We start from the raw sequence: 26,371 nt of genomic DNA on the forward strand, positions 1-26,371 counted from the left end.
AATCTAAGTCAAAACTTCATTTATTTAACCAGCCCGAAACGCCTGTCGCGCCGGGCATATTCCTCCATTGCACGGTCGAAATCCGCCTCCGTGAAGTCGGGCCATAGCACCTCGGGAAACCACAACTCGGCGTAGGAGGCCTGCCAGAGCAGGAAGTTGCTCAACCGCTGCTCGCCGCTGGTGCGTACGATGAGGTCGGGGTCGGGGTAGGCCGCCGTGTCGAGGGCTCCGGCGATGGTCTGCTCGGTGATCGCGTCTGCCTGCAGACGCCCCTCGGCCGCCTCGCGGGCAAGATGCTGCACGGCCCGGGTGATCTCGCTGCGCGACGAGTAGTTGAGCGCCAGAATCAGCGTCAGCCGCTCTCCTTCGGCCGTTTCGCGTTCGGCCTCGGCGAGGTAGCGGCGGACCTTGTCCGAAAAACGGCTCCGGTCGCCGATCATGGCGATGCGCACTCCCTGCCGCTTGAGCTCGGGCGTTTCGCTTGCGACGCTGCGGCAGAAGAGCTCCATCAGGGCGTCTACTTCGGCTGCGGGACGACCCCAGTTCTCGGTCGAGAAGGCATAGAGTGTCAGGTACTTCACGCCCCAGCGCACGGCGGCACGCAACGAAGCGCGCACGGGCTCGACACCCGCGGCGTGACCTTCGTAACGCTCCTTGCCGTGCAACCCGGCCCACCGGCCGTTGCCGTCCATGATGATGGCGACGTGTTGCGGTATGCGTTTCGGCTCGCTCATATTAGGGCACAAATATATGAATATAAATTGAAAAATCCGTCACTTTCCCTTATTTTCACGCTCTCGTTCCGCGGTTGCGGCAGTACTTCGGTCGCTACTACGCGCACGGTTTCCCGGCGGCCGAAGGAACCGGGTGCTGCGGTCGCGTTTCCGACAGCGTGTCAGCTGCGGATATCGATTCCCCACATCATCTTATCCCGTAACGTGTCGTAGAACGATATATTGTGCGGAACAGCCAGAAAAATCCGCTCTTCGGCGCGTCGGACGGTGAAGTCGCCGGGCTGTGAAATAGGATAGGTCCGGTTGTCGAGCGTGACGAACGCCCCGGAGTGGCGGATTCGGATGCGGAGCGAGATGATGCTGTCGTCGGGGATCACCACGGGGCGCATGGTGAGGTTGTGCGGGGCGAGCGGGGTGATCGTCAGACAGCGGCATGCCGGGACGACGACCGGGCCGCCGGCGCTGAGCGAATAGGCCGTCGATCCGGTGGGGGTCGAGACGATGACGCCGTCGCCGTGGTATGTGGCGACCATCTGGTTGTCCACGTAGGTCTCCACGGCAATCATTCCGGCTCCGTGGCGCTGTACGGTGAATTCGTTGAGCGCCAGGTGCGAGTCGGGTTGTTCGGCGAAGTCGCCCGTGACGGAGAGCAGCGAGCGGGCTTCGGTGGCGAACTCTCCGGCCGCGATCCGGCGGAACAGTTCGTCGAGTCCGGCATTCGGGGCGCTGGTGAGGAACCCGAGGTGGCCGGCGTTGATACCCAGGACGGGAACCGGGGCGCCGCCGAGCCGGTGTACGCCCTCGAGCAGCGTGCCGTCGCCGCCGTAGCAGACCATGATCGACCGTTCGGAAGCTGCCGGAGCAAGCCTCTGGCCATAGATATGTTCGGCGGAGATCTCCCCTCCGGTGAGCTGCCGCACGACGGGAACGAACTCCTCGTTTACGGCATATTCGGTCCCGAAGCGGCGGATTGCATCGAGCAGCAGGCGGATCTCTTCGGCCGTACGGGCAACCTGCGGGCGGGAAAAAAGTATGATTTTCATCGGCGGAGTTTCGAAAAAATAAGTAACTTTACCACGCCGGAAAAAGCCCTCGGCCCGCATGGCGGTCGGTATGGGCGGGCGGCATGGCTTATCGTCGCAAATATAGCGTTTTTATGACAAAGTTGAGTGTAAACATCAATAAGATTGCCGTCGTGCGCAACTCGCGCGGCGGGAACCTCCCCGACGTGGTCCGTGCGGCCACGGATATCGAGCGCTTCGGCGCCGACGGCATCACGGTGCACCCGCGTCCCGACGGACGGCACATCCGCTACGACGACGTGCGGAACCTCAAGCGGGTACTCCGCACGGAGTTCAATATCGAGGGAAATCCGATTCCCGATTTCATCTCCCTGGTCTGCGAGGTGGTGCCCACGCAGGTGACGCTCGTCCCCGATGCACCAGACGCCCTGACGTCGAATGCCGGGTGGAATACCGTCGTTCATCGCGACTTCCTGACCGATGTGACGCGCCGGTTCCACGAGCGGGGCATCCGCGTGTCGATCTTCGTCGATCCCGTGGCGGAGATGGTGGCCGGGGCGAAGGCCTGCGGCGCCGACCGCGTGGAACTCTACACGGAGGCCTATGCCCGTGAATACGCCTCCGATCCCGCGAGAGCCGTCGCCCCCTACGTGGCCGCTGCCGAGGAGGCGCGCCGGCAGGGACTGGGCCTCAACGCCGGGCATGACCTCTCGCTCGTGAATCTGCACTACTACCTGACGCGGATTCCCTGGACCGACGAGGTTTCGATCGGCCATGCGCTCATCTGCGATGCGCTCTATTACGGGCTCGAAAACACCGTGCAACTCTACCGACGCGAACTTTGACCTTCACCCGAAAGACCATGAAACGACTTCTGCTTCTGACTTTGCTGCTGCTGGGCGCAGGCCGCGTCCTGGCGCAGGGCGAATATTACGACCAGCGGCGCAGCCTCTTCGAGGTGTTGCCGATCCGTTCGAGCGACATCGTCTTCCTGGGCAACAGCATCACCGACGGAGGCGAATGGGCCGAACTGTTCGACAACCGCCATGTCCGCAACCGCGGCATCAGCGGCGATCAGACCGGGTGGATGCTCGGCCGGTTGGACCCGATCCTTGCGGGGCATCCCAAGCGGCTGTTCCTGATGATCGGCACGAACGACCTGGCTGTCGGGATCTCGCCCGACGAGGTGGTGGCCAACATCGCGCGGATCATCGAACGCTTCCAGACCGAATCGCGCTGGACACGGCTTTTCGTACAGAGTATCCTGCCGGTGAACGGGCGCGACTTCTCGAAATTCAAGGGGCATTATGCCCATGCGGATGCAATTGTCGAAACCAACCGCCTGCTGCAGGCCCTCTGTGAGGAGAAGGGGGTCACCTATATAGATTTGTGGCCCGCGCTGGCGAATGCCGACGGACTGCTCGACAGCCGCTATACGAACGACGGACTGCATCTGGTGGGCGAGGGGTATCTGGTGTGGCGCGACGCCCTGAAACCTTACGTGAAGTAGCCGCATGCCGTTGTCGAATCCGATTTTCCGCCGCATCGGGCGCCTGGCCGACGAGCAGGGCGTCCGGGCCTTCGTGGTCGGGGGCTACGTGCGGGACTACTACCTCCGGCGTCCCTCGACGGACATCGACGTGGTGGTCGTAGGCAGCGGCATCGCGCTGGCCGAGGCGTTGGGCCGCGAGCTGCATGCCCGCGTCTCCGTGTTCAAGACCTTCGGTACGGCGATGGTCCGCGCCGGCGGTATCGAGGTGGAGTTCGTCGGGGCCCGCAAGGAGTCCTATACGCACGATTCGCGCAAACCGCAGGTCGAGGCCGGGACGCTCGAAGACGACCAGCGCCGCCGCGACTTCACGATCAACGCCATGGCCTGGTCGCTCAACGGCGACACGTTCGGCGAGCTGGTCGATCCGTTCGACGGCATGTCCGACCTGGAGGAGTGCATCATCCGCACGCCGTGCGATCCCGACGTCACCTTTTCGGACGACCCGCTGCGCATGATGCGGGCCGTGCGGTTCGCCTCGCAGCTGGGCTTCACGATCGAGGAGGAGACCTTCGAGGCGATCCGCCGCAACGCCGCGCGCATCCGCATCGTCTCGCGCGAGCGGATCATCACCGAGCTCAACAAGATCGTCCTTTCGCCTGTCCCCTCGATCGGCTTCGAACTGCTCGAACTTACCGGGCTGCTCGAACTGATCTTCCCCGAGCTGCACAACCTCAAGGGGGTGGAGCGCCGCGGCAAACACGCCCATAAGGACAACTTCGTCCATACGCTCAAGGTGCTGGACAACGTGGCCCGCCGTTCGGACGACCTCTGGCTGCGCTGGGCCGCCGTGCTGCACGACATCGCCAAGCCGCTGACGAAGGCCTACGACCCCCGTGTGGGATGGACCTTCCACGGTCACGAGGTGCTCGGCTCGAAGATGGTGCCGGCGATCTTCCGACAGTTGAAACTTCCGCTCAACGAGCACATGAAGTTCGTGCAGAAGCTGGTCTTCCTCCACCTGCGCCCGATCATCCTCTCGGAGGATCTGGTCACCGACTCGGCGGTGCGCCGCCTGCTCTTCGAGGCGGGCGACGACATCGAGGCGCTCATGACGCTCTGCGAGGCGGACATCACCTCGGGCATCGACGCCAAGGTGCAGCGCTACATGGCCAATTTCGAACTGGTGCGCCGCAAGATGAAGGACCTCGAGGAACGCGACCGCATCCGCAACTTCCAGCCTCCGATCACGGGCGAGATCATCATGCAGACCTACGGCATCGGTCCGTGCCGCGTGATCGGCGAGATCAAGGAGGTGATCAAGAACGCCATTCTCGATGGTGAGATCCCCAACGAATACGAGGCAGCCCATGCCCTCATGGAGCGGCTGGCGGCGGAGCGGGGACTGACTCCCGTGCATTGAACCGCTCGGGTCCATCCCGGCTCAAGACAAAGCCCCGTCCGATTTTCGGACGGGGCTTTGTCTTCGTTTGGCAGGCGGCCCATGCTACTCCGCGGTGAGGCGCTCGCGCCAGAGGTCGGGGACCGCTTCGCTCCGCTGGCGGGGAAAGTCGAAGACGACCATCACCGAGCGGCTCTCGCTGCGGACCTCGCCGCCGACGAGGAGCTGCTGGAAGAGGGTCAGGCTCTTGGTGCCGATCCGTTCGCAGGTGGTCGTGACCCGCACGTCGTCGTGCATGCGGACCTGGCCCATGTAGGAGGTCGAGGTCGAGACGGTCACGATCCGCAGGTCGCCCAGGAGAACCTCGGCGCCGAGGATGCGCTCGTAGTAATCGACCTTCCCGCCATCGAAATAGGACTGCTGTGCGACGTTGTTCACGTGCTGGAACGGGTCGATGTCGCAGAAGCGCTTCTGAATCGCGGTTTCGATCGTGCGTGCCATCTTATTCGCGGATGATCTTCACCTCGCCGCCTTCGCCGAATGCGATGATCGACGAGGCCTTGCGGGTCGGTTTGCCTTCGAAACGGGGATTGACGACGAAGTCCACGCCGTCGATGATCTCCTTCGACACCTCCTGCAGCCCCACGGGCGTGGCCTCTCCCGAGATGTTGGCCGAGGTCGAGACGATCGGACACCCCAGTGCGCGCAGCATGCGGCGGCAGAATTCGTGGTCGGGGACCCGTATGCCGAGCGTCCCCTCGTCGGGAATGAGGTTTGCGGCGACGCCGACTGCGCCGGGCAGGATCAGCGTCAGGGGGTTGGTGGCCATCTCCATCACCTCGAAGGCGATTCCCGGGGCCTTGTTCACATAGCGAACGGTCATGTCGGGCGAGGCGCAGAGCACCAGCATCGACTTCTTGTTCTCGCTTCTCTTGAGGCGGTAGATCCGATCGACGGCCTCGGCGTTCGTTGCGTCGCAGCCGATGCCCCAGACTGTGTCGGTCGGATAGAGGATCACCCCTCCCGCACGCAGGATGCGGACCGCTTCGTCCACCTCGTGCTGCATGTCGTTTTCCTTCTCTTTCTGCATGGCGGTCGGTTATTTCAGGGGAAGTATCTCGATCCAGTAATCGTCGGGATCGTTGATGAAGTAGAGACCCATCTCGTGGTTCTCGAAGCATACGCAGCCCATCTGCCGGTGGTATTCGCGTACGGCGTCGTAGTCGCCCGTGACGCGCATGCAGAGGTGGCTTTCGTTCTCGCCCAACTCGTAGGGCGTGGCGGCGTGGTCGCGCAGCCAGGTCAGCTCGAGGCGGAACGGCGACTCCCCGTCGCCCAGGTAGACCAGCACGAAGCGTCCGTCGGCGGCCTCCTTGCGTCCGACCTCCTTGAGACCGAGTGCCTCGGCGTAGAACTTCAGGCTGCGGTCGAGGTCGGTGACATTGATGTTGAAATGATCGAATCTGCTCTTTATTTCCATTGTTGTCTCGCGTTTACCGGCCACAAATTTACATAAAGATTGTGAAATTCTGCCGGAAATATGTACCTTTGCGAGGGAAAAGAAAAAAACTGAAAAAATAGAATCCGTATGGGAAGAGCCTTTGAGTATCGCAAAGCGAGAAAACTGAAGCGCTGGGGGCACATGGCCCGCACCTTCACCAAGCTGGGTAAGGAGATCGAAATCGCCGTGAAAGCCGGAGGTTCCGACCCCTCGGGCAATACCCGCCTGCGCATTCTGATCCAGAATGCCAAGGCAGAGAACATGCCCAAAGAGAACATCGAGCGCGCCATCAAGCGTGCCACGGAGAAGGATGCCGCCGACTACAAGGAGGTCATCTATGAGGGATACGGCCCGCACGGCATCGCCTTCCTCGTCGAGACGGCGACCGACAACACGAACCGCACGGTGGCCAACGTGCGCATGCACTTCAACAAGTGCGGCGGTACGCTGGGCAACAGCGGCTCGGTAGGTTTCCTCTTCGAGCACAAGTGTGTCTTCAAGTTCCGTCCCACGGAGGGAGCCGATCCCGAGGAGCTGGAGCTGGAGATGATCGACCTGGGTGTGGACGAGTTCTACCCCGAGGAGGATGGCATCACGGTGTATGCCCCCTACGAGTCGTTCGGCTCGATCCAGAAGTGGCTTGACGACAAGGGCTTCGAAATCGTGTCGGGTGAGTCGGTGCGCATCCCGACCGATACGAAGGAGCTCGATGCCGAGGGCCGCGAGTCGGTCGAGAAGCTTGTCGAGAAACTCGAGGAGGACGACGATGTGGTGAACGTATACCACACGATGAAGGAGCCCGAGGAGGAGTAGGACGCCGGTCGTCCGGACCTTCGGAGCGATAAAATCCCGGTCGGAGATCTTCCGACCGGGATTTTTTATGCCTTTGCCCCGAGGCCGGCGGGTCTGGCCGCCGCCGGATATATGGCCGCTTCCCGCGGCGGGCGGCTCCCCCGGCGCGGCTTACTCCACGCGGATGAACCGCCGCCCGTCGGTCTGGCAGCAGGGACAGTAGAAGTCGCGGTAGCGCGAAGAGTAGAGATTGCCGCAGGTGGGGCAGACCAGGTAGGCGTCGTTGCGGCCTACCGCTCCGGGAGAGCTTCTGCACCACTCCATCATCACGACGTGGCGTCGGTCGCCGGCCGAAGCCCAGATCAGCACCCGGGCCGCATAGCGGTTTCCCCGGCGGAGAGCACGGTCGATCTCCGTGCCGTGCCGTTCTCGGAGCGAGTGGCGTTCGTAGTTGAGGCTCCGTTCGAGATTGCCGTCCGTCGCCCCGACGAAGACCGACACGCGCCCGGGGGGACGGTAGTTGCCGCCCAGCCGTACGATTGCCTCGGCGCAACTGTTCTCCTGCACCCGCTCCGAGGCGGCCATCGCGCGGAACACCCGGGCGATGTCGTGACGCTGTTCCCGGTCGGCGATTCCGGCAAAGTGATCGTATTGCGTCGCCTTGATGTGCTTGCGCCGGCAGCAGGCCTCCAGGTCGCCGAGCGTTTCGGTCCAGACCGGCTCCCGGGCCGGCCGCGGCGTGTCGGCCCGTGCGAGGTAGACCCATACGAGCGTGCCGGCGGCTGCGGCGAAGAGCAGGAATATCAGGATCGGTCGTCTTTTCATGGCAGCAATCCCGGAGCGGGAGTGTGATGCAAAACGTGCATTTTCTGTGCCATGGTTGTGCAGCCGGCCCTGTCGGGCAGACGAAAAGCCCCCGGAGTGCGGTCGGGTACTCCGGGGGCTTGTATTCGGTTTGTGCCGTGTGCGGCCGCTACTCTCCGGAGGGCTCCCGGGAGATACGGATGCCGATCTCGTAGAGCAGGAAGAGCGGCAGGAAGACGATCATCAGTGTGAAGGGATCGCCCGTCGGCGTGATGATGGCCGAGAGGGTGAGCAGCACAACGATGGCGTGCCGGCGGTATTTCCGGAGGAGCGACCGGGTCACCAGCCCCATCCGCGAGAGCAGCCACGTCAGCAGCGGAAGTTCGAAGACCAGCCCCATGAGGAAGATCATCATCAGGAAGTTGCCCATGTAGGAGTTGAGCGAGATCTGGTTGGTGATGGCCGCGCTGAGCTGGTATTCGGTCAGGAAGCGGAACGTGAAGGGGAAGACCACGCCGTAGCCGAGCAGGCAGCCCAGGAAGAACATGCAGGTCCCGAAGAGAAAGGCCCATCCGACGCTGCGGCGTTCGTTGTCGAACAGCGCGGGCTGCACGAAGCGCCACACCTCGAAGACCAGGTAGGGAAACATCAGCACCAGCGCAAACCAGAACGACGTGCTGATGTGCGTCAGGAACTGCGAGGCGACGTTGATGTTGATGATGTCCACATGGTAGTTGTCGTTGCTGAAGTCGGGAAAGAAGGGTCCGAGGCTTCCCAGGCGCGACAGCCACCTGTAGAGCGGAAAGTCGGAACTGGTCGGTGCCAGCACGACGTGGTCGAACAGGTAGGGCATGGCGCAGAAACAGACGACCATGAATATGAAGAGTACCGCCACGACGCGCACAAGCATCCAGCGCAGGGCTTCGAGGTGGTCCCAGAACGTCATTTCCTTCTCTTCCATGGCAAAATAGGGTTGCGGTTAGGTGTGTCGGCTCGCCCTTTCCGGGGCGGGAGCCGGGTTGCTGGTTGCGGCAGCCGTGCGGAGGCGGCCATAAAATGTCCGGCTATCGCGATCCGATAGCCGGACAGCGGTCCGACCCTTGTCGGATCTTACTTTTCGTAGGAGGCCTTGACGAACGGGGCTTCGAGCAGGTAGTCGAGACTCATCTCGACCCCCTTTTCGATGTCGTATTCGCTCTCTTCCTGCTCCACGACAATCTGTTCCACGCCAGCCAGTTCCGCATTGCGGAAAATGGCGTCGAAGCCGACCATGCCGCTCTGACCGATCTCGCGGCGGTCCTTGATGTGGAGCATCCGGAAGCGGCCCGGGTATTTCCGGAACAGATCGACCGGACTGGCCTGTCCCATGACGGCCCAATAGACGTCGAGCTGGAAGAAGACATTCTCCGGGTCGGTGTGTTCGAGCATGTACTCGAGCATGACGGCCTGGTCTTCGACCTTACGGAACTCGTGCGAGTGGTTGTGGTAGCCGAACCGGATACCCTGCTCGCGGCACTTGGCGCCGATGGCGTTGAGGTAGGCACACTGGGTCTGCAGGTCATGGAGCGTCGCCGGGACCTCCATGTAGGGGTAGACGATGTAGGACATGCCTGCGGCCTTGTGGGCGGCAATGCAGGCGTCCCACCACTTGAGCGATTCGGAGAAGTCGCCCGACGCAAGCTCCTCGGGCGAGAGCCCCTTCGAGCAGTGCGACGAGAGAATGCGCATGCCGACCCCCTCGACATCCTTGCGGAAGGTCTCGGGATCCTTGCCGTAGAAACGTCCGTCGGCGTAGCTGGCAGCTTCGACGCCCGTGTAGCCCATCTCGGCGAGCGCCTTCAGCACCTCGGTGTAATCCTGCTGGTTTTCTCCGTAGCTGCCGATGAGTGAGCGTACGGAGTAGAGCTGGATGGCTATCTCCTTCCTGGGCGTTTTCTCCGAGGTCGCGGAGGCACAGGCCGCGGCCGCAAACAGCAGCGCAATGAAGAAAAGAGTTCGCTTCATGTCGTTCGGGTATTGGGCGGATTCGCAACCGGACCCGGTTTTCCGGGCCCGGCATGCGTTGTCCGTCGGATGTCTTTAGTCGAGCACCTTGATGCGGATGTTGCGGAACCAGACATCGTCGCCGTGGTCCTGGAAGCCGATGTAGCCCTCGCGGTTCTCGCCGCCGCAGTTGTTCAGCAGCTCGAATGCCAGCGGCCACTTCTCGGGAGCGAACTTGCTCTTCTCGAGCATCTCGGTCCACTGCGGGGTCCACAGGTGGTACTCCACGACGTTGGCGTCGTTCTGCCCGTGTACGACCGTGCCCTTGTAAACCATGATCTTGGCCTTGTTCCACTCGCCGAAGGGTTTGGCGTTCTGCGGAACGGCCGGAATCATGTCGTAGAGCGATGCCGATTTGCGGTTGCCGTCCACACCCAGCTTGGCGTCGGGATGGTTCTCGTTGTCAAGCACCTGGTACTCGGGGCTGGAGATGTAGATCGGCTCGAACTGCTGGTTGTCGTCCTTGGAGGTCGTCACCTCCTGGGCCAGGTAGAAGATACCCGAGTTGCCGCCCTTCGAGACTTTCCATTCGAGCTCCAGCTCGAAGTTCTTGAACTTGTAGGCGAAGATCAGGTCGCCGCCGTCGCCCGTCTGGGCCTCGCCGCCGCCTGCGCCGTTGAACTTGATGGCGCCGTCGTCGATCGTCCAGCGTGCGGGCACCTTGTCCTTGCCGTAGCCGCGCCAGCCGTTGAAGGTCTTGCCGTCGAAGATCACATAGTAGCCGTCCTTGTCCTTGGGGAAATTCGCGAGATTGACCGTCGGGTTGTTCACCACGGTGTATTCGGGAACGGCGTTCTCTGCCTTCGTAGTGGCCGCGTCGGTTTCGGCGGTTTTGGCTTTGCCGGCGTTGCCGCCGCACGATGCCAGCGCGAGCGACATCGCTGCGCAGGCCGATGCAAGAAAGATTCGTTTCATTTCGGGTTGTTTTTTGAGTTGTACGTTTTTTCAGTTTCTGAATCCCGACGCCGGATTACAGCGGCATGTCGGGCAGTTTGTAACCGTTGTGGTAGGTGTGCTTGATGAGCTCCTGGGCAAACTCGTTGGCGTTTACCGGATCGGTCCAGGTCTTGTCGAAGGTCGGGTGTCCGTCCGTGATGTGGAATCCGTCCTTGATGACCGAGCGGATCTGCGCCTCGGCGGGGATGTTCGTGAAACGCATGTTGTCACCGTCCCAGTGGAGCTCCTGGTTGAGGCCCTGCAGGCGCACGGCCAGCACGCCCATGGCCACCATCTCGTTGAACGGACCGGCCTCGCTGAAGTCCGAAGCGGCCGGCGTACGGTCGTCGGCGTCCTCCTTGCAGGCGCGCACCCAGTCCATCTGGTGCGACTCCTTGACCTCGCGCAGCACCTTCGGAGCTTCGGGTACACGGCCCGAGAGCAGATAGGGATTCACTCCGTAGCAGCCGCAGATGAGCGTGTCCTTCGTGCCGTAGAAGATGGCGCAGCCTCCCTGGTCGTTGAGGTCTTTGCCTGCCGGGAGCCCTTCGGGCCGGATCGGCAGCAGACCGCCGTCGTACCAGTAGACCTCCACCTCGGGCATGGCGACCTTCGGCATGTTGTCGCGGGCCGGGAAGACGAACTTGATGCGCTGGGCCGACGGAGCCGACTCCGAAAGCAGCAGCGTCGAGCTGCCCTGAACCTTGGTCGGATAGCCCAGCTTGAGCGCCTTGAATACCGGGTGAAGGATGTGGCAGGCCATGTCGCCCAGGGCTCCCGTGCCGAAGTCCCACCATCCGCGGAAGTTCCACGGCGTGTAGATCGAGTTGTAGGGGCGGTAGGGGGCCGGGCCGATGAAGGCGTCCCAGTTCATCGTCTTGGGTACGCGCTCCTCCTTTTCGGGACGGGCGAGGCCCTGCGGCCAGATGGGACGGTCGGTGAAGGTCTCGACGCGCTTCACCTCGCCGATCTCGCCGTTCCAGATCCATTCGCAGATCTTGCGGACGCCTTCGCCCGATGCCCCCTGGTTACCCATCTGGGTGGCAACGCGGTATTTGGCCGCAAGTTTGGTCAGCAGACGCGATTCGTATACCGAGTGCGTGAGGGGCTTCTCGACATAGACGTGCTTGCCGGCGGTCATGGCCTCGGCGGCGATGATCGCATGGGTGTGGTCGGCCGTGGCGACCATCACGGCGTCGGCCTCTTTGAGCAGCTCGTCGTACATGCGGCGGTAGTCGTTGTATTTCTTGGCTGCGGGGTAGCGCTTGAATACGTGGTCGGCATATTTCCAGTCCACGTCGCACAGGCCGATGATGTTCTGGCTCTCCATCGCCTGCAGGTCGGCGGCACCGCGGCCGCCGACGCCGACGCCCAGAATGTTGAGTTTGTCGCTCGGGGCGGTGTACCCGAATTTCTTGCCTAATACCGTGCTGGGGACTACGGCCAGTCCGAGCGCAGCAGCCGCTCCCGTTTTGAGGAAGCTCCGTCTTGACATCTCTTTTGCCATGGTTCTTTGGGTGTTTGAGTTGGTGTGAGTTCGAAGTTTTTCTGTTCGTGCGGGTTTCCCCTCTATTTCTTGGATGCCCCCTGGTTCTCCTCGGGGGAGTTGATGTCCTTTTCGATGTTGTTCATTCCCTCCTTGAAACTGCGGACGCCCTTGCCGAGCCCCTTCATCAGTTCAGGAATCTTCTTGCCGCCGAAGAGCAGCAGCACGATCAGTGCGATGAGCAGAATCTCACCCGCACCGAGGTTGCCGAGAAAGAGTAAATGGTTCATAAGTATCTGTTTTTAGCGGTTTGTAATTTCATTCCGAGCCGTTGCTCTCCTCCGGCGTCAGGCGATCCGGGGGTGCCGGTGAAGCAGTCCGTAGCCGTTTTTCATCGTGCGGCGGCGTTCGCGGATCTCCTCAAGTGTTGCGAGGTCGCCGATCGACGGCATTTCGTGGCTGCGGGCATCCTGGATGAAACGCCAGGCATACTCCGAGGCGATGGCCGCGTCGCGCAGGCGGGGCAGCGACTCTTCGCGCACGCCGCTTTCGATCGAGCGGGCGAAAAGGTCGCACAGCACGTCGATGTTCTTGCCCCCGAACGGGCGTTCGATGCGGTGGGTCTGCGTCACGCCGCGCAACTCGACCACGGCGGTCTTGAAGTCGTGGGTCATGCGGGCGATGCCCTTCGTGCCGATGATGTCGATGTAGGAGTTGTGGGTCTGGTCCTTGGCCAACTGCCCGTAGACGTGCCCCTGCGTGATGTCGAAGACGATGCCGTTCTCGAACGTCCCGTGGCATTGCAGCCACCAGGGATCCTTGTAGTCCCACATCCGGATGGCCTGTGCGTGCCAGCTCCGGAACTCCGAGCCGGCGTACCAGCGGGCGATGTCCACGTAGTGCATGCCGCAGTCGTGGAAGGCAGGTCCTTCGTATTCGTGCCCCTCGCCGGGTGCCAGCCCCGGGGTCATGTGGCAGACCCGGATGATGGCCAGTTCGCCGATCTCGCCCTGTTCGATGAAGTTTTTGATGGTTTTGTGGTACCACGAATTGCGCAGGTAGAGATTGACCGTCGAGAGCACGTTGCTCTTCTCGGCCAGTTCGACTGCCTGCCACTCCTTTTCGATGCTTTCGGCAATGGGTTTCTCTGAGATGATGTGCTTGCCGGTCGCGACGGCCTTTGCAATCTGCTCCTTGCGGGAATCGGCCAGTGCGAAGAGCCCGACGACCTGCACTTCGGGATCGTCGAAGATGAGCTGTTCGTCGGATACGATTTGTGCGCCGGGTACGAGCCTGCGGGCGAGTTCACGCGATTCGGGCGAAAGGTCGCAGACGTAGGCGATCTCCCACTTTCCGCTCTTCAGCATCTCGTCGAGGTAGAATCCGCCCATCCGGCCGAAGCCGATCAGGCCGATTTTGATTGGGTCCATTTTATTAAGGTAGTTTCCGATTGTTTGCTTTTGGAGCCATCCGTCAGCCTTTGGCGAATCGCCCTTTACAAATTTAATCCGAATATGGAACGATTCCGAAAACTGGAACTTAAAATGTAGAAATGAATTTAAGCTAATTTATTGATTTAAAATTGTTTAATTATATAATTTCATGTAAAAATGTAGATTGCATAAAATACGTCAAGTGGATATTTCTTGCGATTCGCCGATTCGCATAACCCTTTTTTCGAACTCGTCGCGCGCCCCGGCGGCCTTGTTGCGCATTTTGGTCCGGTAGTTATATACCGTGCTGAGCGAGCAGCGCAGGAAGGCAGCGATCTTTGCGCTGTCGGAGATGCCCAGACGCAGCAGCGCGTAGATGCGCAGCTCCTTGTTGAGCAGGTCGCCCGGACGGAGCTCGATGCGCTCGTCGGGCAGCAGCAGTGCGTTGAACTCCGCCACGAAGGTCGGATAGAGGTTCAGGAAGACGGCGTCGAAATTTGCGTAGAGTTCGTCGAGTTCGCTCTCCATCATCGAGGTCGAGCGCAGGCGCTTGAAGAGTTCGTCCAGCTGCCGGCTCTGGGCCAGCTTGTAGAGGGTCTTCCGGTAGCCGTCCATCTTGTCGATGTAGAGCGAACAGAGGTCGAAGAAACGGGCGATGTACTGCTCCTTGAGGCGGTTCGAGTCGGAGAGCAGGGCATTCTTGTCGTTGAGCTCGTCGTTGAGCTGAGTCAGCCGGGCATTGGCCTGTGAAAGCTCCTGCTGGATCCGGTAGAGACGCTGCATCTGTTTGTAGACATAGACGAAAAGCAGGATCAGCACGATCGTCAGTACACTGATCAACAGCAGGTAGTGCTGCAGTTCGGCCTTGGTCTGTGTCTCCTTGGCCTGGTAGGCGGCGTTGATGTCGGCATAGAATTTCGTCATCTGTGCTGAGCGGAACTGCACGTTGCTGAACAGGGCATCCTCGATGGCCGCCTGTGTGTAGCGCGAGGCGCGGGCCAGGTCGCCGTCGGCGTAATACAACTGGGCGAGGGTATGGAAGGCTGCGTTCTCCTTGGTGGCGTTCCGCACGTCGGCAATGGCCGACAGCAGGTAGTACTTGCGGGCTTGCGGGGCGTCGCCCGTGCGGGTGTAGAGGCCGCCCAGTTCGTAGGCCACCTCGGCATATTGGGGGGTATTCTCTCCTACCTCTTCGAGCAGGTCGAGCAGCAGCGCCTCGGCCTCTTCGGTGCGGCCCTGCGCGATGAGCTGGCTGCCGCTGCTGGCCTTGTAGCGGTAGGAACCCGGGGTGAGAACCCGCAGCAGCGAGTCGTTGTAGCGGTCGCGCAGGCGCCGGTATTTGTTCTGGTTGCTGATGACGGCATAGTGCTCGAAGTAGCGCGTAAAGGTCTCATAGTAGAGCGGCAGGAGGGTGGGCGAGACGGTGGTGCGTCGTGTGGTGTCGAGGATCCGTTTGGCCTCTATGCTCTTGCCCGAGAAGGAGTAGAGCTGCGTGAGGCGCAGACTTGTGGTGCGTGCTGCCTCATCGTCGTGCATCTGCCGTGCAAGCCGCAGGTTGCGTTCGGCGTAGCGGATGGCCGAGTCGAGGTTGTATTTCCAGTACTGGTCGCAGAGGCGGGCGTTGATGTCATACTCCTGTCGGGGCGATAGTCCCGTGACGTCGAGCATCCGTTTCAGCTCGCTGATCCGCTCCTCCTTCTTGTCGTTGAATGTCTGTCGCTGCTCGATGATCCGGTCGAGTTCGTCGGCGAGCGTCCGGTCCTCGTTGCGTTGGCAGCCTGCCAGCAGGACGATGCCCGCCAGTGCCAGACTGCAGGCCTGCCGGAGCATGTGTCGGATGCGGGGTGTGCTGATGGCTCTCATGCGTTTTCGGGCCGCGTTGCGGCATTCGGAGACAAAGTTATAATTTTTTGGGGCAAAAAGAGCCTCTGCCCGGGGCTTTTGTCCTCCGGCGTGCGGTTTTTCGGCGGCCCTCCTCCCTGAACGCGGCGAGGCCCCGGAACAATCCGGGGCCTCGCGGTGCCTCCTCGTGGCGACGGTCCGTCAGAGTCGGGCCTTGATGGCTTTGGTCGCCTCTTCGTAGCCGGGTTTCTCCAGCAGGGCGAACATGTTTTTCTTGTAGGCCTCGACGCCGGGCTGGTCGAACGGGTTCACGCCCAGCAGGTAACCGCTCATGCCGCAGGCCTTCTCGAAGAAGTAGAGCAGGGCGCCGATCGTTGCAGGGGCGATCTCGGGGATTTCGACCCGCAGGTTCGGCACGCCGCCGTCCACGTGGGCCAGCTGCACGCCCAACTCGGCCATGCGGTTTACCTCCGAGATCCGCTTGCCGGCCAGGTAGTTCAGTCCGTCGAGGTTCTCGGCATCGGCCTCGATCTTCACCTCGCCGGCGGGCTTCACCACCGAGATGATCGTCTCGAAGAGCGTGCGCTCGCCCTCCTGGATGTACTGTCCCATCGAGTGCAGGTCGGCCGTCAGCGTGACGCTGGCCGGGAAGATGCCCTTGCCCTGCTTGCCTTCGCTCTCGCCGTAGAGCTGCTTCCACCATTCGTTGATATACTGCAGCCTGGGCTCGTACGAACCGAGGATTTCGACCTTCTTGCCATCGCGGTAGAGCAGGTTGCGCGTGGCGGCGTAGATCGCCGCGGGGTTCTCGTCGAAGGGAACGTTCTCGGCGGTGGCCTGTTCCATTTCGCGGGCGCCGCGTACGAGTGCGGCGATGTCGATGCCGGCGGCGGCCAGCGGCAGGAGGCCGACGGGCGTCAGCACCGAGAAGCGTCCGCCGACGTTGTCCGGAATGACGAAGGTCGGGTAGCCCTCCTGCGTGGCGAGGGTCTTCAGCGCGCCGCGGGCCTGGTCCGTGATAGCCACGATGCGCTCGGCTGCCTCCTGCTTGCCGTAGCGCTTCTCGATCTCGGCCTTGATCAGGCGGAAGGCGATGGCCGGTTCGGTCGTCGTGCCCGATTTCGAGATCACGATGGCGGCGATCGAGTGCTCTTTCGAGGCCTCAAGCAGTTCGTGGATGTAGTCCTCCGAGATGTTCTGTCCGGCGAATACGACTGTGGGCTGTTTCTGCTCCCTGTGCAGCAGTTTGAAGGGATTGCTCATCGCCTCGAGCACGGCCTTGGCCCCGAGGTACGAGCCGCCGATGCCGATGCAGATGATCAGGTCGGCCTTGGCGCGCAGCTTGGCGGCTTCGGCCTCGATAGCGGCGATGTCGGCCTCGGAGATCGACGAGGGGAGGTGTACCCATCCCAGAAAGTCGTTGCCGGCGCCCTTGCCCGAGTGGAGCAGGGCGTTGGCCTCCATCGTCTGTTTTTTCATGTCGGCGGAGATTTCGACTCCCGCCTTGCTGATGTCCAGTTTTACGAGTTCCATGGTTGTCCTATTTGATGTCAGATCAATCGGTTTGTCAGGGCCTGCATGCTCTTGCGGGCCGATGCCCCGCGGTAGAGCACGTCGTAGGCCATCTCGGCGATCGGCATGTCCACCTTGTGGCGGAAGTTGATGTGGCGGATGCAGTCGGCGGCGAAGTAGCCTTCGGCCACCATCGTCATCTCGTTCAGGGCGCTCTTCACCGTGCAGCCGTGGCCGATGAGCAGTCCCAGCCGCCGGTTGCGGCTGTAGGTCGAGTAGCAGGTCACTAGCAGGTCGCCCAGGTAGGCCGACACCAGGGTATTGCGCCGGTCGGGGTAGCTCTCCTCGAGGAAGCGCGTCATCTCGCCGGCGCAGTTGGCGATCAGCACGGCCAGGAAGTTGTCGCCGTATCCCAGTCCCACGGCGATACCCACCGTCAGGGCGTAGATGTTCTTCAGAATGGCGGCGTATTCGATGCCGTAGAGGTCGGTCGAGTAGCTCAGACGGATGTAGTCGGTTGCAAATTTCGAGCCGATGAGCCGTGCATTGTCCGGGTCGGTGCAGACGACCGTGAGGTAGGAGAGTTTGCCGCGCGAGACCTCCTCGGCATGCGACGGGCCGGTGAAGAGCCCCAGCTGCCGGTAGGAGAGTCGGTAGTGGTCGTGGATGTACTCCACGACGGTCTGGTAGTCGCCCGGGACGATGCCCTTGATGGCCGACACCACGAACTTGTCCTGCAGGGAGACGGTCAGCGGAGCGAGGAAGTCCTTGAGGTAAGCCGAGGGGGTTGCCAGGATGACGATGTCGGCCTCGCGGACCACGGCGTCGAGGTCGTCGGAGGGGGCGATGCGTTCGCGGTCAAACTCTACGTCGCTCAGGTAGCGGGGATTGCGGCCCTCGGTCCGCAGGCATTCGAGTACCTCGGGGTTGCGGACATACCAGCCCACCTTCTGTTCGTTGGCCGTAAGCAGCCGGACGATTGCCGTTGCCCAACTGCCGTAACCGATCACGGCGCAGCGGGCTTCTGTTCCGATTTTGTATTCCATGCGGAAAGCTTGTGTTTCGGGTTACAAATATAATTAAAAAATAATAAGAAAATAGTGAAAAATTTCCCGCGGATTTTCGTACCTTTGTCCGGATCTGTTCCCCATGGGGCCCGGTATTTGGGGCGAAGGGCTTTCAGTAGGGTGTAATAAATTGATAATAAAGCAAATAAAAATAGAACAGAGTAGGGCTGAATCATTATGGGAATCTTTTCACTGACACAGGAGTTGGCCATCGACCTGGGTACGGCCAACACGCTGATCATCTATAACGGCAAGGTCGTCGTCGATGAGCCGTCGATCGTGGCGCTCGATGTCCATACGGGCAAACTCGTGGCCATCGGCCACCAGGCGCACCAGATGCACGAGCGAACCAATCCGAACATCAAGACGATCCGTCCGCTCAAGGACGGCGTGATCGCCGATTTTAACGCCACGGAGCTGATGCTGCGCGGCATGATCAAGAAGGTCAAGACGTCGGGCAGCCTCTTTGCCCCGTCGCTGCGCATGGTCATCTGCATTCCGTCGGGTTCGACGAATGTCGAGATCCGCGCCGTGCGCGACTCGGCCGAGCACGCCGGCGGCCGCGAGGTCTACATGATCTACGAGCCGATGGCTGCGGCGCTCGGTGCCGGACTCGATGTCGAGGCTCCCGAGGGCAACATGGTGATCGACATCGGCGGCGGAACGTCGGAGATCGCCTGCATCTCGCTGGGCGGTATCGTCTGCTCGGAGTCGATCAACGTGGCGGGCGATGTCTTCACCAACGATATCCAGAGCTATGTGCGCCAGCAGCACAACATCCGCATCGGCGAACGTACGGCCGAGGCGATCAAGTGCTCGATCGGCGCCGCCGTGTCGGATCTGGAGGAGGAGCCCGAGGACTTCGTCGTGACGGGCCCCAACATGCTGACGGCCCTGCCGCAGACCGTGTCGCTCTCCTACAGCGAGATCGCCTATGCGCTCGAGAAGTCGCTGTCGAAGATCGACGCCGCGCTGATGAAGGTGCTCGAGTCGATGCCGCCCGAGCTCTATGCCGACATCGTCAAGAACGGCATCTACCTGGCCGGCGGCGGCGCCCTGATCAAGGGGCTTGACCGGCGTCTGAACGAGAAGACCGGCATCCCCTTCCATGTGGCCGAAGACCCCCTGCGTGCCATTGCACGCGGTACGGGCATCGCCCTGAAGAACATCAACCGTTTCTCGTTCCTCATGCGCTGATGCGAATGAGGGGGCGGAGTACCGAAACCGGGTGCGGGACTGTTTCGCGGCGCGGCATGCGCCGGGCGGTTTGCGGGTTGCCGTGTGCGGCTGTACGGACGGTGGAAATACGGAAATAGATGAATGTACGATTGCGGGCCTCGGTCCGCAATCTAAATTATAAGGAATACTTTGCACAAACTGATCGAGTTCATACGCAGCGTCTATGTCGTGGTGCTGTTCGTGGTGCTGGAGGCGTTGGCCGTCAGCTACTATGCCCACTCCACGAACTATACCCAGGCGCGTCTGCTGGCCCGTTCGACCCGTCTGGTCGGGGGCGTGCACGGCTTCTTCGCCGGCATCGGCCACTACTTTTCGCTCGGGCGCGAGAACCGTCTGCTGCTCGACCGGGTGACGCGGCTCGAGGAGCGGCTGGCCCAGTACGAGGAGGCGGCCACGGCCGCACGGCTGGACAGCTACATGCAGGACATAGGCGAGTCGAAATACCGGTTTGCCGTAGCTTCGGTGGTTTCGAATTCGACCAACCGGCTTCAGAACCTGCTGACACTCAACCGGGGACTGCGCGACAGCATCCAGACGGAGATGGCCGTGCTGTCGCCCGACGGGGCGATGGTCGGCTATGTCGTCGCCTGCACCGACCGTTACTCGGTAGCGCTCTCGGTGTTGAACACCTCGTTCCGGGCAAGCGGCAAACTCGCCGATTCCGACTATTCGGGGTCGATCTGCTGGGACGGGCTCGACCCGCATGTGGTCGTGCTCGACGAACTCTCGAAATATGCCGATCCCAAGCCGGGAGACGAGGTTGTGACGACCGGTTTTTCGCAATATTTCCCGCCCGACGTGTTGATCGGCTGGGTCGAGAGCGCCACGCTCAACGAGACCCGGACGGCCTATACGGTTCGGGTGCGTCTCGCCGCCGAGCTCTCGCGCCTGAGCGACGTGGTGCTGGTCGGCAACCGCGATCTCTACGAGATCCGGGCGTTGCAGCAGAGCGAACAAGTTGAACAACACACACGAACGAATTGAGATGTACAGAACGTTGCCCTATCTCGGACTTTTCGCTGCAACCGTGCTGTTGCAGGTCTTTCTGTTCGACAATCTGTCGATCAGCGTCTACCTCAATCCGCTCGTTTACATTGCCTTTCTGATCCTGCTGCCGTTCGAGACGCTTCCCGTCGTGCTGCTCGGCGCCGGACTGCTGCTCGGCGTCACGATGGACTTTGCCATGGGGGCCGCCGGCATCAACACCATTGCCACGCTGCTCGTTGCCTTCCTGCGCCCGACACTGGCCGGGCTGACCTGCGGGCGTGAGAATGCGCGCGAAGGAGGCATTCCCTCGTCGGGCCGCCTGGGCGAACGGGTCTTCATCAACTATGTCGTCGTACTGACGCTGCTGCATCACGCCGTCTTCTTCCTGCTCGAGGCCCTCTCGTGGGAACACGTGCTGCATACGGTGGTGCGCATCGTCGTCAGCTCCGTGGTGACCGTCGCGTTCGTCTGGATCGCGGCCCGGATCTTCACGGCCCAATTCTCGGCTCGCGTATGAACGGCTCCGAAGGATTCGTGCGGATGCGCACGCTGCAGGTCGTTGTCCTGCTGATCTTTGCCCTGCTGCTGGGACGGCTGGCCTACATCCAGCTCTTCGACTCGCGCTACGACGAGATGGCGCTGGTCAATGTCCTGCGCCCGGAGGTCCAGTATCCGCCGCGCGGCGAGGTCTACGACCGCAACGGAGAGTACCTGGTCCAGAGCCGTGAATGCTACGACCTGATGGTGGTCTATCACGACCTCGACCGTGCGGGTTTCGATACGATGCGGCTGTGCAACATCGTGGGTATCTCGCGGCAGAAACTCGAACGCGAACTGGCCAGTGCCCGGGTCTATCCGCGTGCGCCGCGGCTGGTGACGAACTACATCTCCAAGGAGGAGAAACTGCGCTTCGACGAGTGCAACTTCCGCGGTTTCTACACCGTCTACCGCACGGTCCGCCACTACCCGCGGCAGATCGGCGGCAACCTGCTGGGCTATGTGGGCGAGGTGACGCCCAACATGCTCAAGCGCTACCCCTCCTACAAGGCGGGCGACTATGTGGGCATCAGCGGCGTGGAGTCGGCCTATGAACCCGAGCTGCGCGGCACGAAGGGGGTCAAGGTCCTCGAACGCGACACGCACGGCGCCATCAAGGGCTCCTACATGAACGGGATGTACGACTCGCTGCCCGTCCCTGGCAGCTATCTTGTCAGTACGATCGACGCCCGGCTGCAGCTGCTCGGCGAGGAGTTGATGCGGGGCAAGGTGGGGGCCGCCGTGGCGATCGAGCCTTCGACGGGCGAGATCCTGATGATGGTCTCCTCGCCGACCTATGACCCCGACGAGCTGGTGGGGCGTGAGCGCGGCAACCACTACATGGAGCTGCTGCGCAACAAGCGCCAGCCGCTCTACAACCGGGCCGTGCAGTCGAAATTCTACCCGCCCGGCTCGACCTTCAAGATCGTGCAGGGGCTCATCGGACTGCAGGAGGGGGTGCTCAAACCCTCGGATCTGCATGAATGCCACGGAGGCTACCAGGTCGGCCGCCGCAAGATGAAGTGCCACGCCCATCCGTCACCGATTGACCTGCGCTTCGCCGTGGCCACCTCGTGCAACGCCTACTTCTGCTATGTCTTCCGCGACATCCTCGACAATCCGAAATACGGGAACGTCAAGGACGGATTCGAGGTGTGGCGCAAATATGTCGAGAGTTTCGGCTTCGGCCGCAAGCTGGGCTCCGACTTCCTCGACGAAGGGAGCGGCTACGTTCCCGACCGGGCCTTCTACGACCGCACCTACCGCGGCTCATGGAATTCGCTGACGCTGCTCTCGCTGTCGATCGGTCAGGGCGAGCTGGGCTGCACGCCGCTTCAGCTGGCCAACCTCGCGGCGATCGTCGCCAACCGCGGCTACTACTACATTCCGCACATCGTCAAGCGGGTCGAGGGGCGTGATTCGCTCGACCGCCGCTTCTATGAACGGCACTACACGATGGTCGCACCCGAGCATTTCGAGCCGATCGTCGAGGGCATGTGGCGGGGTGTGAATGTCGGCGGAACCTCGACGATGGCGCGTCTCGACGGCTGGGACGTCTGCGGCAAGACGGGTACGGCCCAGAACCCCCACGGCGCCGACCACTCGACCTTCCTCTCGTTCGCGCCGAAGGACAATCCGAAGATCGCCATCTCGGTCTATGTCGAGAACGGGCGCTGGGGCGCCTCGGCGGCCCTTCCCATCGCGAGCCTGCTCGAGGAGTACTACCTGACGGACACGATCCGGCGGCCGGCTTTGCTGGAATATGTCAAGAATCTGAAAATCAGCTATCCGTATTATGACAAGTAACCGCAGCAACGGCATATTCTACGGGGTGGACCTGGTGACGGTGATCCTCTACGTGCTGATCGTCATCGCCGGGTGGCTGTCGATCACGTCGGCCTCCTACGACGAGACCTCGCCCGCTCTCTTCTCCTTCTCGCACTTCTACATGAAACAGCTGGTGTGGGTCGGTGTGGCGTGGGCTGTGGCCGTTGTCGTGCTGCTGCTCGACGAACGGTTCTACCACATGTACGCCTACCCGGCCTACTTTGTGGGGCTGGCGATGCTCGTGGCGGCGCTGCTGTTCGGCCGTGAGGTGAACGGCGCGAAGGCGTGGTTCGAGTTCGGTTCGTTCCGCGTGCAGCCCGTCGAGTTTGCCAAGATCGCCACGGCGCTGGCCCTGGCCCGTGTGATGAGCGAATATTCGTTCTCGATCAACCGGGTCGGGGACCTTTTCCGGGTGGGGATGGTCATCTGTACGCCGTTGCTCATCATCGTGCTGCAGAACGACACCGGATCGGGCATCGTCCTCGGTTCGTTCCTCTTCGTGCTCTACCGTGAGGGGCTGAACAAGTGGCTCTGCATTCCGCTGCTGTTCATCGCCGCGCTGTTCATCTTCTCGTTCCTGCTTTCGCCGATGGTGCTGCTCGTGTCGCTCATCCTGGTATGCACGCTCTCGGAGGCGATGATGCACGGGCAGTGGCGTTCGCGGATCATCTACCTGGCTTCGCTCGGGATGGGGAGCATTCTGCTGTGTCTGGTCATGGGGCTCATCGCCCCCGGGACGCTCGATCTCTACCACAGCCTGCTCATCGTCACGCTGCTTTCGCTGGTCGTGGTGGTCATCTATGCCTTCCGGGCCAACCTTTCGCACCTGTTCATCACACTGGGGCTCTTCGTCGGGTCGCTTGTCTTCCTGCCCACCACCGACTACATTTTCAACTCGATCCTCAAGGAGCACCAGCAGAACCGCATCCTGAGTTTCCTGGGCATCATCAACGACCCCCAGGGTGTGGATTACAACGTCAATCAGTCGAAGATCGCCATCGGCTCCGGCGGTTTCTGGGGCAAGGGCTTCCTCGAGGGGACGCAGATCAAGTACGGCTTCGTTCCCGAGCGCCATTCCGATTTCATTTTCTGCACGGTAGGCGAGGAGTGGGGCTTCGTGGGCTCCGTGGTGGTGCTGACGCTGCTATGTATGCTGATCCTCCGGCTGATGCGCATGGGCGAACGGCAGCAGGAACCCTTCGGACGGGTCTATTGCTACAGCGTGGCGTCGATCCTGCTCTTCCATGTCTTCGTCAATGTGGGCATGACCGTCGGCCTGATGCCCGTCATGGGCATCCCGCTTCCGTTCATGAGCTACGGAGGTTCGTCGCTCATTGCATTTACGATTCTGTTGTTCATCGCCGTGCGGCTCGATGCCTCGACGCGGCAATTCACCCTCAATAAATTCTGACCCAAATGATTGCTTACAATCCCCGGGGCCTCGCTCCGCAGGAGGTCGCCGCCAGCCGCGAGCGGCACGGCGACAATGTCATCACGCCGCCGAAGGATGCTTCGGCCTGGCTGCTTTTGCTCGACAAGTTCCGCGATCCGATCATTCGGATCCTGCTCCTTGCCGCGGTGCTGTCGCTGGTTATCGGTTTCATCCACCGGGACTTCACCGAATCGATCGGCATCATCTGCGCGATCATCCTCGCCACGTGTGTCGGTTTCTGGTTCGAGTGGGATGCGCAGCGCCGTTTCCGGCGGTTGAACCAGGTGAACGACGACATTCCGGTGAAGGTGATGCGCGACGGTGCGATCCGTGAGATTCCGCGCCGGGAGGTCGTGGTCGGCGATGTGGTCTACATCGAGAGCGGCGAGACGGTTCCGGCCGACGGCGAGCTGGTCGAAGCCGTGTCGCTGAAGATCAACGAATCGACCCTCACGGGCGAGCCCGAAGTGGACAAAACGGTGGACGAAGCCCACTTCGATCCGGAGGCGACCTATCCGTCGAATGTCGTGATGCGCGGGACGACGGTGGCCGACGGCTATGGCGTGCTGGTGGTCACGGCCGTGGGTGACGGTACCGAGGCGGGCCGCGTTACCGAGCAATCGACCGTGCAGAACGACGAACCCACCCCGCTGGACCGCCAGCTGACACGCCTTTCGCAACTGATCGGGCGGATCGGCATCGGACTTTCGATCCTGATCTTCTGTGTGATGGTCGGCAAGGCCCTTTTCTTCGGTGACCTGCTGCAGCAGGACTGGCTGACGATTTCGCAACAGGTGCTCCACATCTTTATGGTCTCGGTGGCCATCATCGTGATGTCGGTGCCCGAAGGTTTGCCGATGTCGATCACGCTGTCGCTGGCCATGTCCATGCGGCGGATGCTCAAGACGAACAACCTGGTACGGAAGATGCATGCCTGCGAAACGATGGGCGCCGTGACGGTGATCTGTACGGACAAGACCGGCACGCTGACGCAGAACAAGATGCACGTGCAGGAGCTGGTGCGTTACGACGCACTTCCGGAACATGATTTCGCCGAGGTCGTCGCCTTGAATTCGACGGCGTTCCTCGATGCCGAGGGGCGCATCATCGGAAACCCGACCGAAGGCGCTCTGCTCGAGTGGTTGCGTGGTCGCGGCGAGGAGTACGAACCCTTGCGGCGCGGGGCGTCGATCGTCGATCGGCTGACCTTCTCGACCGAGCGCAAGTATATGGCAACGATCATCGAGAGCGGCGTCTCGGGCCGGCGCCTGCTCTGCGTGAAGGGTGCCCCTGAGATTGTGCGGGGCATGTGCGAGGCCGACGGGCTTGATGCCGAGGTGTCGGCCCGGCTGCTCGACTTTCAGAACCATGCCATGCGTACGCTGGCCATCGCCTGGGCCGAGACATCCGAGACCGACTGCCTGCGGGCCGTGGCGGCCGGAGGACTCCGTTTTTCGGCCGTGGCCGCGATTCTCGATCCCGTGCGGGAGGATGTCCCCGCAGCGGTGCGTCAGTGCCTCGATGCGGGGATCGGTGTGAAGATCGTAACGGGCGATACACCCGCCACGGCGCGTGAGATCGCCCGCCAGATCGGCCTTTGGGACGATGCCCGCGATACGGAGCGCAACCACATCACCGGCGCCGAGTTTGCCGCGGCGAGCGACGAGGAGCTGCTCGAACGGGTGCAGGAGTTGAAGATCATGTCGCGGGCCCGGCCGCTCGACAAGCAGCGCCTCGTGCGGTTGCTCCAGCAGCGGGGCGAGGTGGTGGCCGTCACCGGCGACGGGACGAACGACGCTCCGGCACTCAATTTCGCCAATGTGGGCCTCTCGATGGGTTCGGGCACCTCGGTGGCCAAGGATGCCTCGGACATCACGCTGCTCGATGACTCGTTCGCCTCGATCGCCACGGCCGTCATGTGGGGCCGTTCACTCTACCGGAACATCCAGCGCTTCGTGCTCTTCCAGCTGACGATCAACTTCGCGGCGATCCTCATCTGTTTCGTCGGGGCGCTGGTTGGCACCGACATGCCCCTCACGGTAGTGCAGATCCTCTGGGTGAACATCATCATGGATACCTTTGCGGCGATGGCAATGGCTTCGCTGCCTCCCTCGGCCGAGGTGATGCGCGACCGCCCGCGCCGCCGCGACGAGTTCATCATCTCGCCGGGCATGGCCCGCACGATCTTTACCTGCGGCGGTGCGATGGTCGTCGTGCTGCTGGGCATGCTCTTCGCCTGGACCTTCTCGCAGGGCGGGCTGACCATCCGCCAGCTGACGCTCTTCT

25 protein-coding genes are annotated in these 26,371 nt (G+C 61.8%); 10 read left to right on the forward strand and 15 right to left on the reverse strand.

Translation table 11 applies throughout. The features are described 5' to 3' along the window. Positions 1–20 precede the first annotated feature (20 nt). Both uppS and QZL63_RS01115 read right to left on the reverse strand, forming a co-directional pair. The gene (gene uppS / locus QZL63_RS01110) at positions 21–734 is read right to left on the reverse strand and encodes a polyprenyl diphosphate synthase (protein WP_290585450.1); all 714 of its coding nucleotides are present in this window, start codon (positions 732–734) and stop codon (positions 21–23) included. A gap of 161 nt (positions 735–895) precedes the next feature. Beyond that, positions 896–1,777 carry an NAD(+)/NADH kinase gene (locus tag QZL63_RS01115; RefSeq protein ID WP_022307515.1) on the reverse strand — a complete coding sequence of 294 codons (882 nt, stop codon included), beginning with the start codon at positions 1,775–1,777 and terminating at the stop codon, positions 896–898. 113 nt (positions 1,778–1,890) lie between these two features. Between QZL63_RS01115 and QZL63_RS01120 the strand changes: the two genes are divergently transcribed. The 3 genes from QZL63_RS01120 to QZL63_RS01130 are packed head-to-tail and all read left to right on the forward strand — an operon-like array spanning position 1,891 to position 4,668. Further along, entirely contained in the window at positions 1,891–2,601 is a 711-nt protein-coding gene (locus QZL63_RS01120) for a pyridoxine 5'-phosphate synthase (RefSeq protein ID WP_022307516.1), read from the forward strand. Positions 2,602–2,618: 17 nt separating this feature from the next. After that, complete coding sequence (locus QZL63_RS01125; protein ID WP_022307517.1) at positions 2,619–3,266, forward strand: SGNH/GDSL hydrolase family protein; 648 nt, start codon at positions 2,619–2,621, stop codon at positions 3,264–3,266. Positions 3,267–3,270: 4 nt separating this feature from the next. Beyond that, on the forward strand, positions 3,271–4,668 hold the full coding sequence (locus tag QZL63_RS01130) for a CCA tRNA nucleotidyltransferase (protein ID WP_022307518.1): 1,398 nt from the start codon (positions 3,271–3,273) through the stop codon (positions 4,666–4,668). Between the two features lie 84 nt (positions 4,669–4,752). On the opposite strand, the gene QZL63_RS01135 is transcribed toward QZL63_RS01130, so the two are convergent. From QZL63_RS01135 to QZL63_RS01145, 3 genes are read right to left on the reverse strand one after another with little or no spacing between them, the layout of a single operon-like run. Beyond that, positions 4,753–5,148: an acyl-CoA thioesterase gene (locus QZL63_RS01135; RefSeq protein ID WP_022307519.1), complete on the reverse strand. Its 396-nt coding sequence runs from the start codon at positions 5,146–5,148 to the stop codon at positions 4,753–4,755. A 1-nt stretch (position 5,149) separates the two neighbouring features. Then, a complete protein-coding gene (locus QZL63_RS01140; RefSeq protein WP_022307520.1) occupies positions 5,150–5,737 on the reverse strand; it encodes an L-threonylcarbamoyladenylate synthase in 588 nt (195 codons plus the stop codon). A gap of 9 nt (positions 5,738–5,746) precedes the next feature. Next, positions 5,747–6,127, reverse strand: a complete 381-nt coding sequence (locus QZL63_RS01145) for a VOC family protein (protein WP_022307521.1) — start codon at positions 6,125–6,127, stop codon at positions 5,747–5,749. 108 nt (positions 6,128–6,235) lie between these two features. Between QZL63_RS01145 and QZL63_RS01150 the strand changes: the two genes are divergently transcribed. Next, on the forward strand, positions 6,236–6,961 hold the full coding sequence (locus tag QZL63_RS01150; protein ID WP_022307522.1) for a YebC/PmpR family DNA-binding transcriptional regulator: 726 nt from the start codon (positions 6,236–6,238) through the stop codon (positions 6,959–6,961). Positions 6,962–7,111: 150 nt separating this feature from the next. On the opposite strand, the gene QZL63_RS01155 is transcribed toward QZL63_RS01150, so the two are convergent. The 10 genes from QZL63_RS01155 to QZL63_RS01200 form a co-directional block, all read right to left on the reverse strand. Beyond that, positions 7,112–7,765 (reverse strand): rubrerythrin family protein, encoded by a 654-nt coding sequence (locus tag QZL63_RS01155; protein WP_022307523.1) that lies wholly within the window; start codon positions 7,763–7,765, stop codon positions 7,112–7,114. 148 nt (positions 7,766–7,913) lie between these two features. Next, a complete protein-coding gene (tatC, locus tag QZL63_RS01160) occupies positions 7,914–8,705 on the reverse strand; it encodes a twin-arginine translocase subunit TatC (RefSeq protein ID WP_022307524.1) in 792 nt (263 codons plus the stop codon). A 149-nt stretch (positions 8,706–8,854) separates the two neighbouring features. Then, positions 8,855–9,748: a sugar phosphate isomerase/epimerase family protein gene (locus tag QZL63_RS01165; protein WP_022307525.1), complete on the reverse strand. Its 894-nt coding sequence runs from the start codon at positions 9,746–9,748 to the stop codon at positions 8,855–8,857. Between the two features lie 75 nt (positions 9,749–9,823). Then, complete coding sequence (locus QZL63_RS01170) at positions 9,824–10,702, reverse strand: 3-keto-disaccharide hydrolase (RefSeq protein ID WP_022307526.1); 879 nt, start codon at positions 10,700–10,702, stop codon at positions 9,824–9,826. A 55-nt stretch (positions 10,703–10,757) separates the two neighbouring features. Beyond that, positions 10,758–12,230, reverse strand: a complete 1,473-nt coding sequence (locus tag QZL63_RS01175) for a Gfo/Idh/MocA family protein (protein ID WP_022307527.1) — start codon at positions 12,228–12,230, stop codon at positions 10,758–10,760. A 62-nt stretch (positions 12,231–12,292) separates the two neighbouring features. Continuing rightward, positions 12,293–12,499, reverse strand: coding sequence for a Sec-independent protein translocase subunit TatA/TatB (locus QZL63_RS01180; RefSeq protein WP_022307528.1), 207 nt, complete (start codon positions 12,497–12,499; stop codon positions 12,293–12,295). A 57-nt stretch (positions 12,500–12,556) separates the two neighbouring features. After that, the gene (locus QZL63_RS01185; RefSeq protein ID WP_022307529.1) at positions 12,557–13,639 is read right to left on the reverse strand and encodes a Gfo/Idh/MocA family protein; all 1,083 of its coding nucleotides are present in this window, start codon (positions 13,637–13,639) and stop codon (positions 12,557–12,559) included. A 201-nt stretch (positions 13,640–13,840) separates the two neighbouring features. After that, complete coding sequence (locus QZL63_RS01190) at positions 13,841–15,505, reverse strand: DUF6377 domain-containing protein (RefSeq protein ID WP_022307530.1); 1,665 nt, start codon at positions 15,503–15,505, stop codon at positions 13,841–13,843. A gap of 180 nt (positions 15,506–15,685) precedes the next feature. Further along, positions 15,686–17,017 (reverse strand): glucose-6-phosphate isomerase, encoded by a 1,332-nt coding sequence (locus QZL63_RS01195; RefSeq protein WP_022307531.1) that lies wholly within the window; start codon positions 17,015–17,017, stop codon positions 15,686–15,688. Between the two features lie 17 nt (positions 17,018–17,034). Beyond that, positions 17,035–18,042, reverse strand: a complete 1,008-nt coding sequence (locus tag QZL63_RS01200) for an NAD(P)H-dependent glycerol-3-phosphate dehydrogenase (protein ID WP_022307532.1) — start codon at positions 18,040–18,042, stop codon at positions 17,035–17,037. A gap of 198 nt (positions 18,043–18,240) precedes the next feature. Here QZL63_RS01200 and QZL63_RS01205 point away from each other — a divergent pair, with 198 nt between their 5' ends. From QZL63_RS01205 to QZL63_RS01230, 6 genes are all read left to right on the forward strand, one after another. Continuing rightward, positions 18,241–19,260, forward strand: a complete 1,020-nt coding sequence (locus tag QZL63_RS01205; protein WP_022307533.1) for a rod shape-determining protein — start codon at positions 18,241–18,243, stop codon at positions 19,258–19,260. Between the two features lie 171 nt (positions 19,261–19,431). Then, entirely contained in the window at positions 19,432–20,286 is an 855-nt protein-coding gene (gene mreC, locus QZL63_RS01210) for a rod shape-determining protein MreC (RefSeq protein ID WP_022307534.1), read from the forward strand. 1 nt (position 20,287) lies between these two features. Continuing rightward, positions 20,288–20,806 carry a hypothetical protein gene (locus QZL63_RS01215; RefSeq protein ID WP_022307535.1) on the forward strand — a complete coding sequence of 173 codons (519 nt, stop codon included), beginning with the start codon at positions 20,288–20,290 and terminating at the stop codon, positions 20,804–20,806. Then, on the forward strand, positions 20,803–22,632 hold the full coding sequence (locus QZL63_RS01220; protein ID WP_022307536.1) for a peptidoglycan D,D-transpeptidase FtsI family protein: 1,830 nt from the start codon (positions 20,803–20,805) through the stop codon (positions 22,630–22,632). The genes QZL63_RS01215 and QZL63_RS01220 overlap by 4 nt, the downstream gene beginning before the upstream one ends. Then, positions 22,622–24,064 (forward strand): rod shape-determining protein RodA, encoded by a 1,443-nt coding sequence (rodA, locus tag QZL63_RS01225; RefSeq protein WP_022307537.1) that lies wholly within the window; start codon positions 22,622–22,624, stop codon positions 24,062–24,064. The genes QZL63_RS01220 and rodA overlap by 11 nt, the downstream gene beginning before the upstream one ends. Positions 24,065–24,069: 5 nt before the next feature. Next, a partial coding sequence (locus tag QZL63_RS01230; RefSeq protein ID WP_290585457.1) for a calcium-translocating P-type ATPase, PMCA-type occupies positions 24,070–26,371 on the forward strand: 2,302 nt, incomplete at its 3' end.

The sequence above is a fragment of the Alistipes sp. CAG:268 genome (assembly GCA_000434235.1).
GTDB lineage: Bacteria > Bacteroidota > Bacteroidia > Bacteroidales > Rikenellaceae > Alistipes > Alistipes avistercoris.

Coding starts and splice junctions, on each gene's coding strand:
- uppS (WP_290585450.1), bottom strand. CDS start 734: ATGAGCGAGCCGAAACGCATACCGCAACACGTCGCCATCATCATGGAC.
- QZL63_RS01115 (WP_022307515.1), bottom strand. CDS start 1,777: ATGAAAATCATACTTTTTTCCCGCCCGCAGGTTGCCCGTACGGCCGAA.
- QZL63_RS01120 (WP_022307516.1), top strand. CDS start 1,891: ATGACAAAGTTGAGTGTAAACATCAATAAGATTGCCGTCGTGCGCAAC.
- QZL63_RS01125 (WP_022307517.1), top strand. CDS start 2,619: ATGAAACGACTTCTGCTTCTGACTTTGCTGCTGCTGGGCGCAGGCCGC.
- QZL63_RS01130 (WP_022307518.1), top strand. CDS start 3,271: ATGCCGTTGTCGAATCCGATTTTCCGCCGCATCGGGCGCCTGGCCGAC.
- QZL63_RS01135 (WP_022307519.1), bottom strand. CDS start 5,148: ATGGCACGCACGATCGAAACCGCGATTCAGAAGCGCTTCTGCGACATC.
- QZL63_RS01140 (WP_022307520.1), bottom strand. CDS start 5,737: ATGCAGAAAGAGAAGGAAAACGACATGCAGCACGAGGTGGACGAAGCG.
- QZL63_RS01145 (WP_022307521.1), bottom strand. CDS start 6,127: ATGGAAATAAAGAGCAGATTCGATCATTTCAACATCAATGTCACCGAC.
- QZL63_RS01150 (WP_022307522.1), top strand. CDS start 6,236: ATGGGAAGAGCCTTTGAGTATCGCAAAGCGAGAAAACTGAAGCGCTGG.
- QZL63_RS01155 (WP_022307523.1), bottom strand. CDS start 7,765: ATGAAAAGACGACCGATCCTGATATTCCTGCTCTTCGCCGCAGCCGCC.
- tatC (WP_022307524.1), bottom strand. CDS start 8,705: ATGGAAGAGAAGGAAATGACGTTCTGGGACCACCTCGAAGCCCTGCGC.
- QZL63_RS01165 (WP_022307525.1), bottom strand. CDS start 9,748: ATGAAGCGAACTCTTTTCTTCATTGCGCTGCTGTTTGCGGCCGCGGCC.
- QZL63_RS01170 (WP_022307526.1), bottom strand. CDS start 10,702: ATGAAACGAATCTTTCTTGCATCGGCCTGCGCAGCGATGTCGCTCGCG.
- QZL63_RS01175 (WP_022307527.1), bottom strand. CDS start 12,230: ATGGCAAAAGAGATGTCAAGACGGAGCTTCCTCAAAACGGGAGCGGCT.
- QZL63_RS01180 (WP_022307528.1), bottom strand. CDS start 12,499: ATGAACCATTTACTCTTTCTCGGCAACCTCGGTGCGGGTGAGATTCTG.
- QZL63_RS01185 (WP_022307529.1), bottom strand. CDS start 13,639: ATGGACCCAATCAAAATCGGCCTGATCGGCTTCGGCCGGATGGGCGGA.
- QZL63_RS01190 (WP_022307530.1), bottom strand. CDS start 15,505: ATGAGAGCCATCAGCACACCCCGCATCCGACACATGCTCCGGCAGGCC.
- QZL63_RS01195 (WP_022307531.1), bottom strand. CDS start 17,017: ATGGAACTCGTAAAACTGGACATCAGCAAGGCGGGAGTCGAAATCTCC.
- QZL63_RS01200 (WP_022307532.1), bottom strand. CDS start 18,042: ATGGAATACAAAATCGGAACAGAAGCCCGCTGCGCCGTGATCGGTTAC.
- QZL63_RS01205 (WP_022307533.1), top strand. CDS start 18,241: ATGGGAATCTTTTCACTGACACAGGAGTTGGCCATCGACCTGGGTACG.
- QZL63_RS01215 (WP_022307535.1), top strand. CDS start 20,288: ATGTACAGAACGTTGCCCTATCTCGGACTTTTCGCTGCAACCGTGCTG.
- QZL63_RS01220 (WP_022307536.1), top strand. CDS start 20,803: ATGAACGGCTCCGAAGGATTCGTGCGGATGCGCACGCTGCAGGTCGTT.
- rodA (WP_022307537.1), top strand. CDS start 22,622: ATGACAAGTAACCGCAGCAACGGCATATTCTACGGGGTGGACCTGGTG.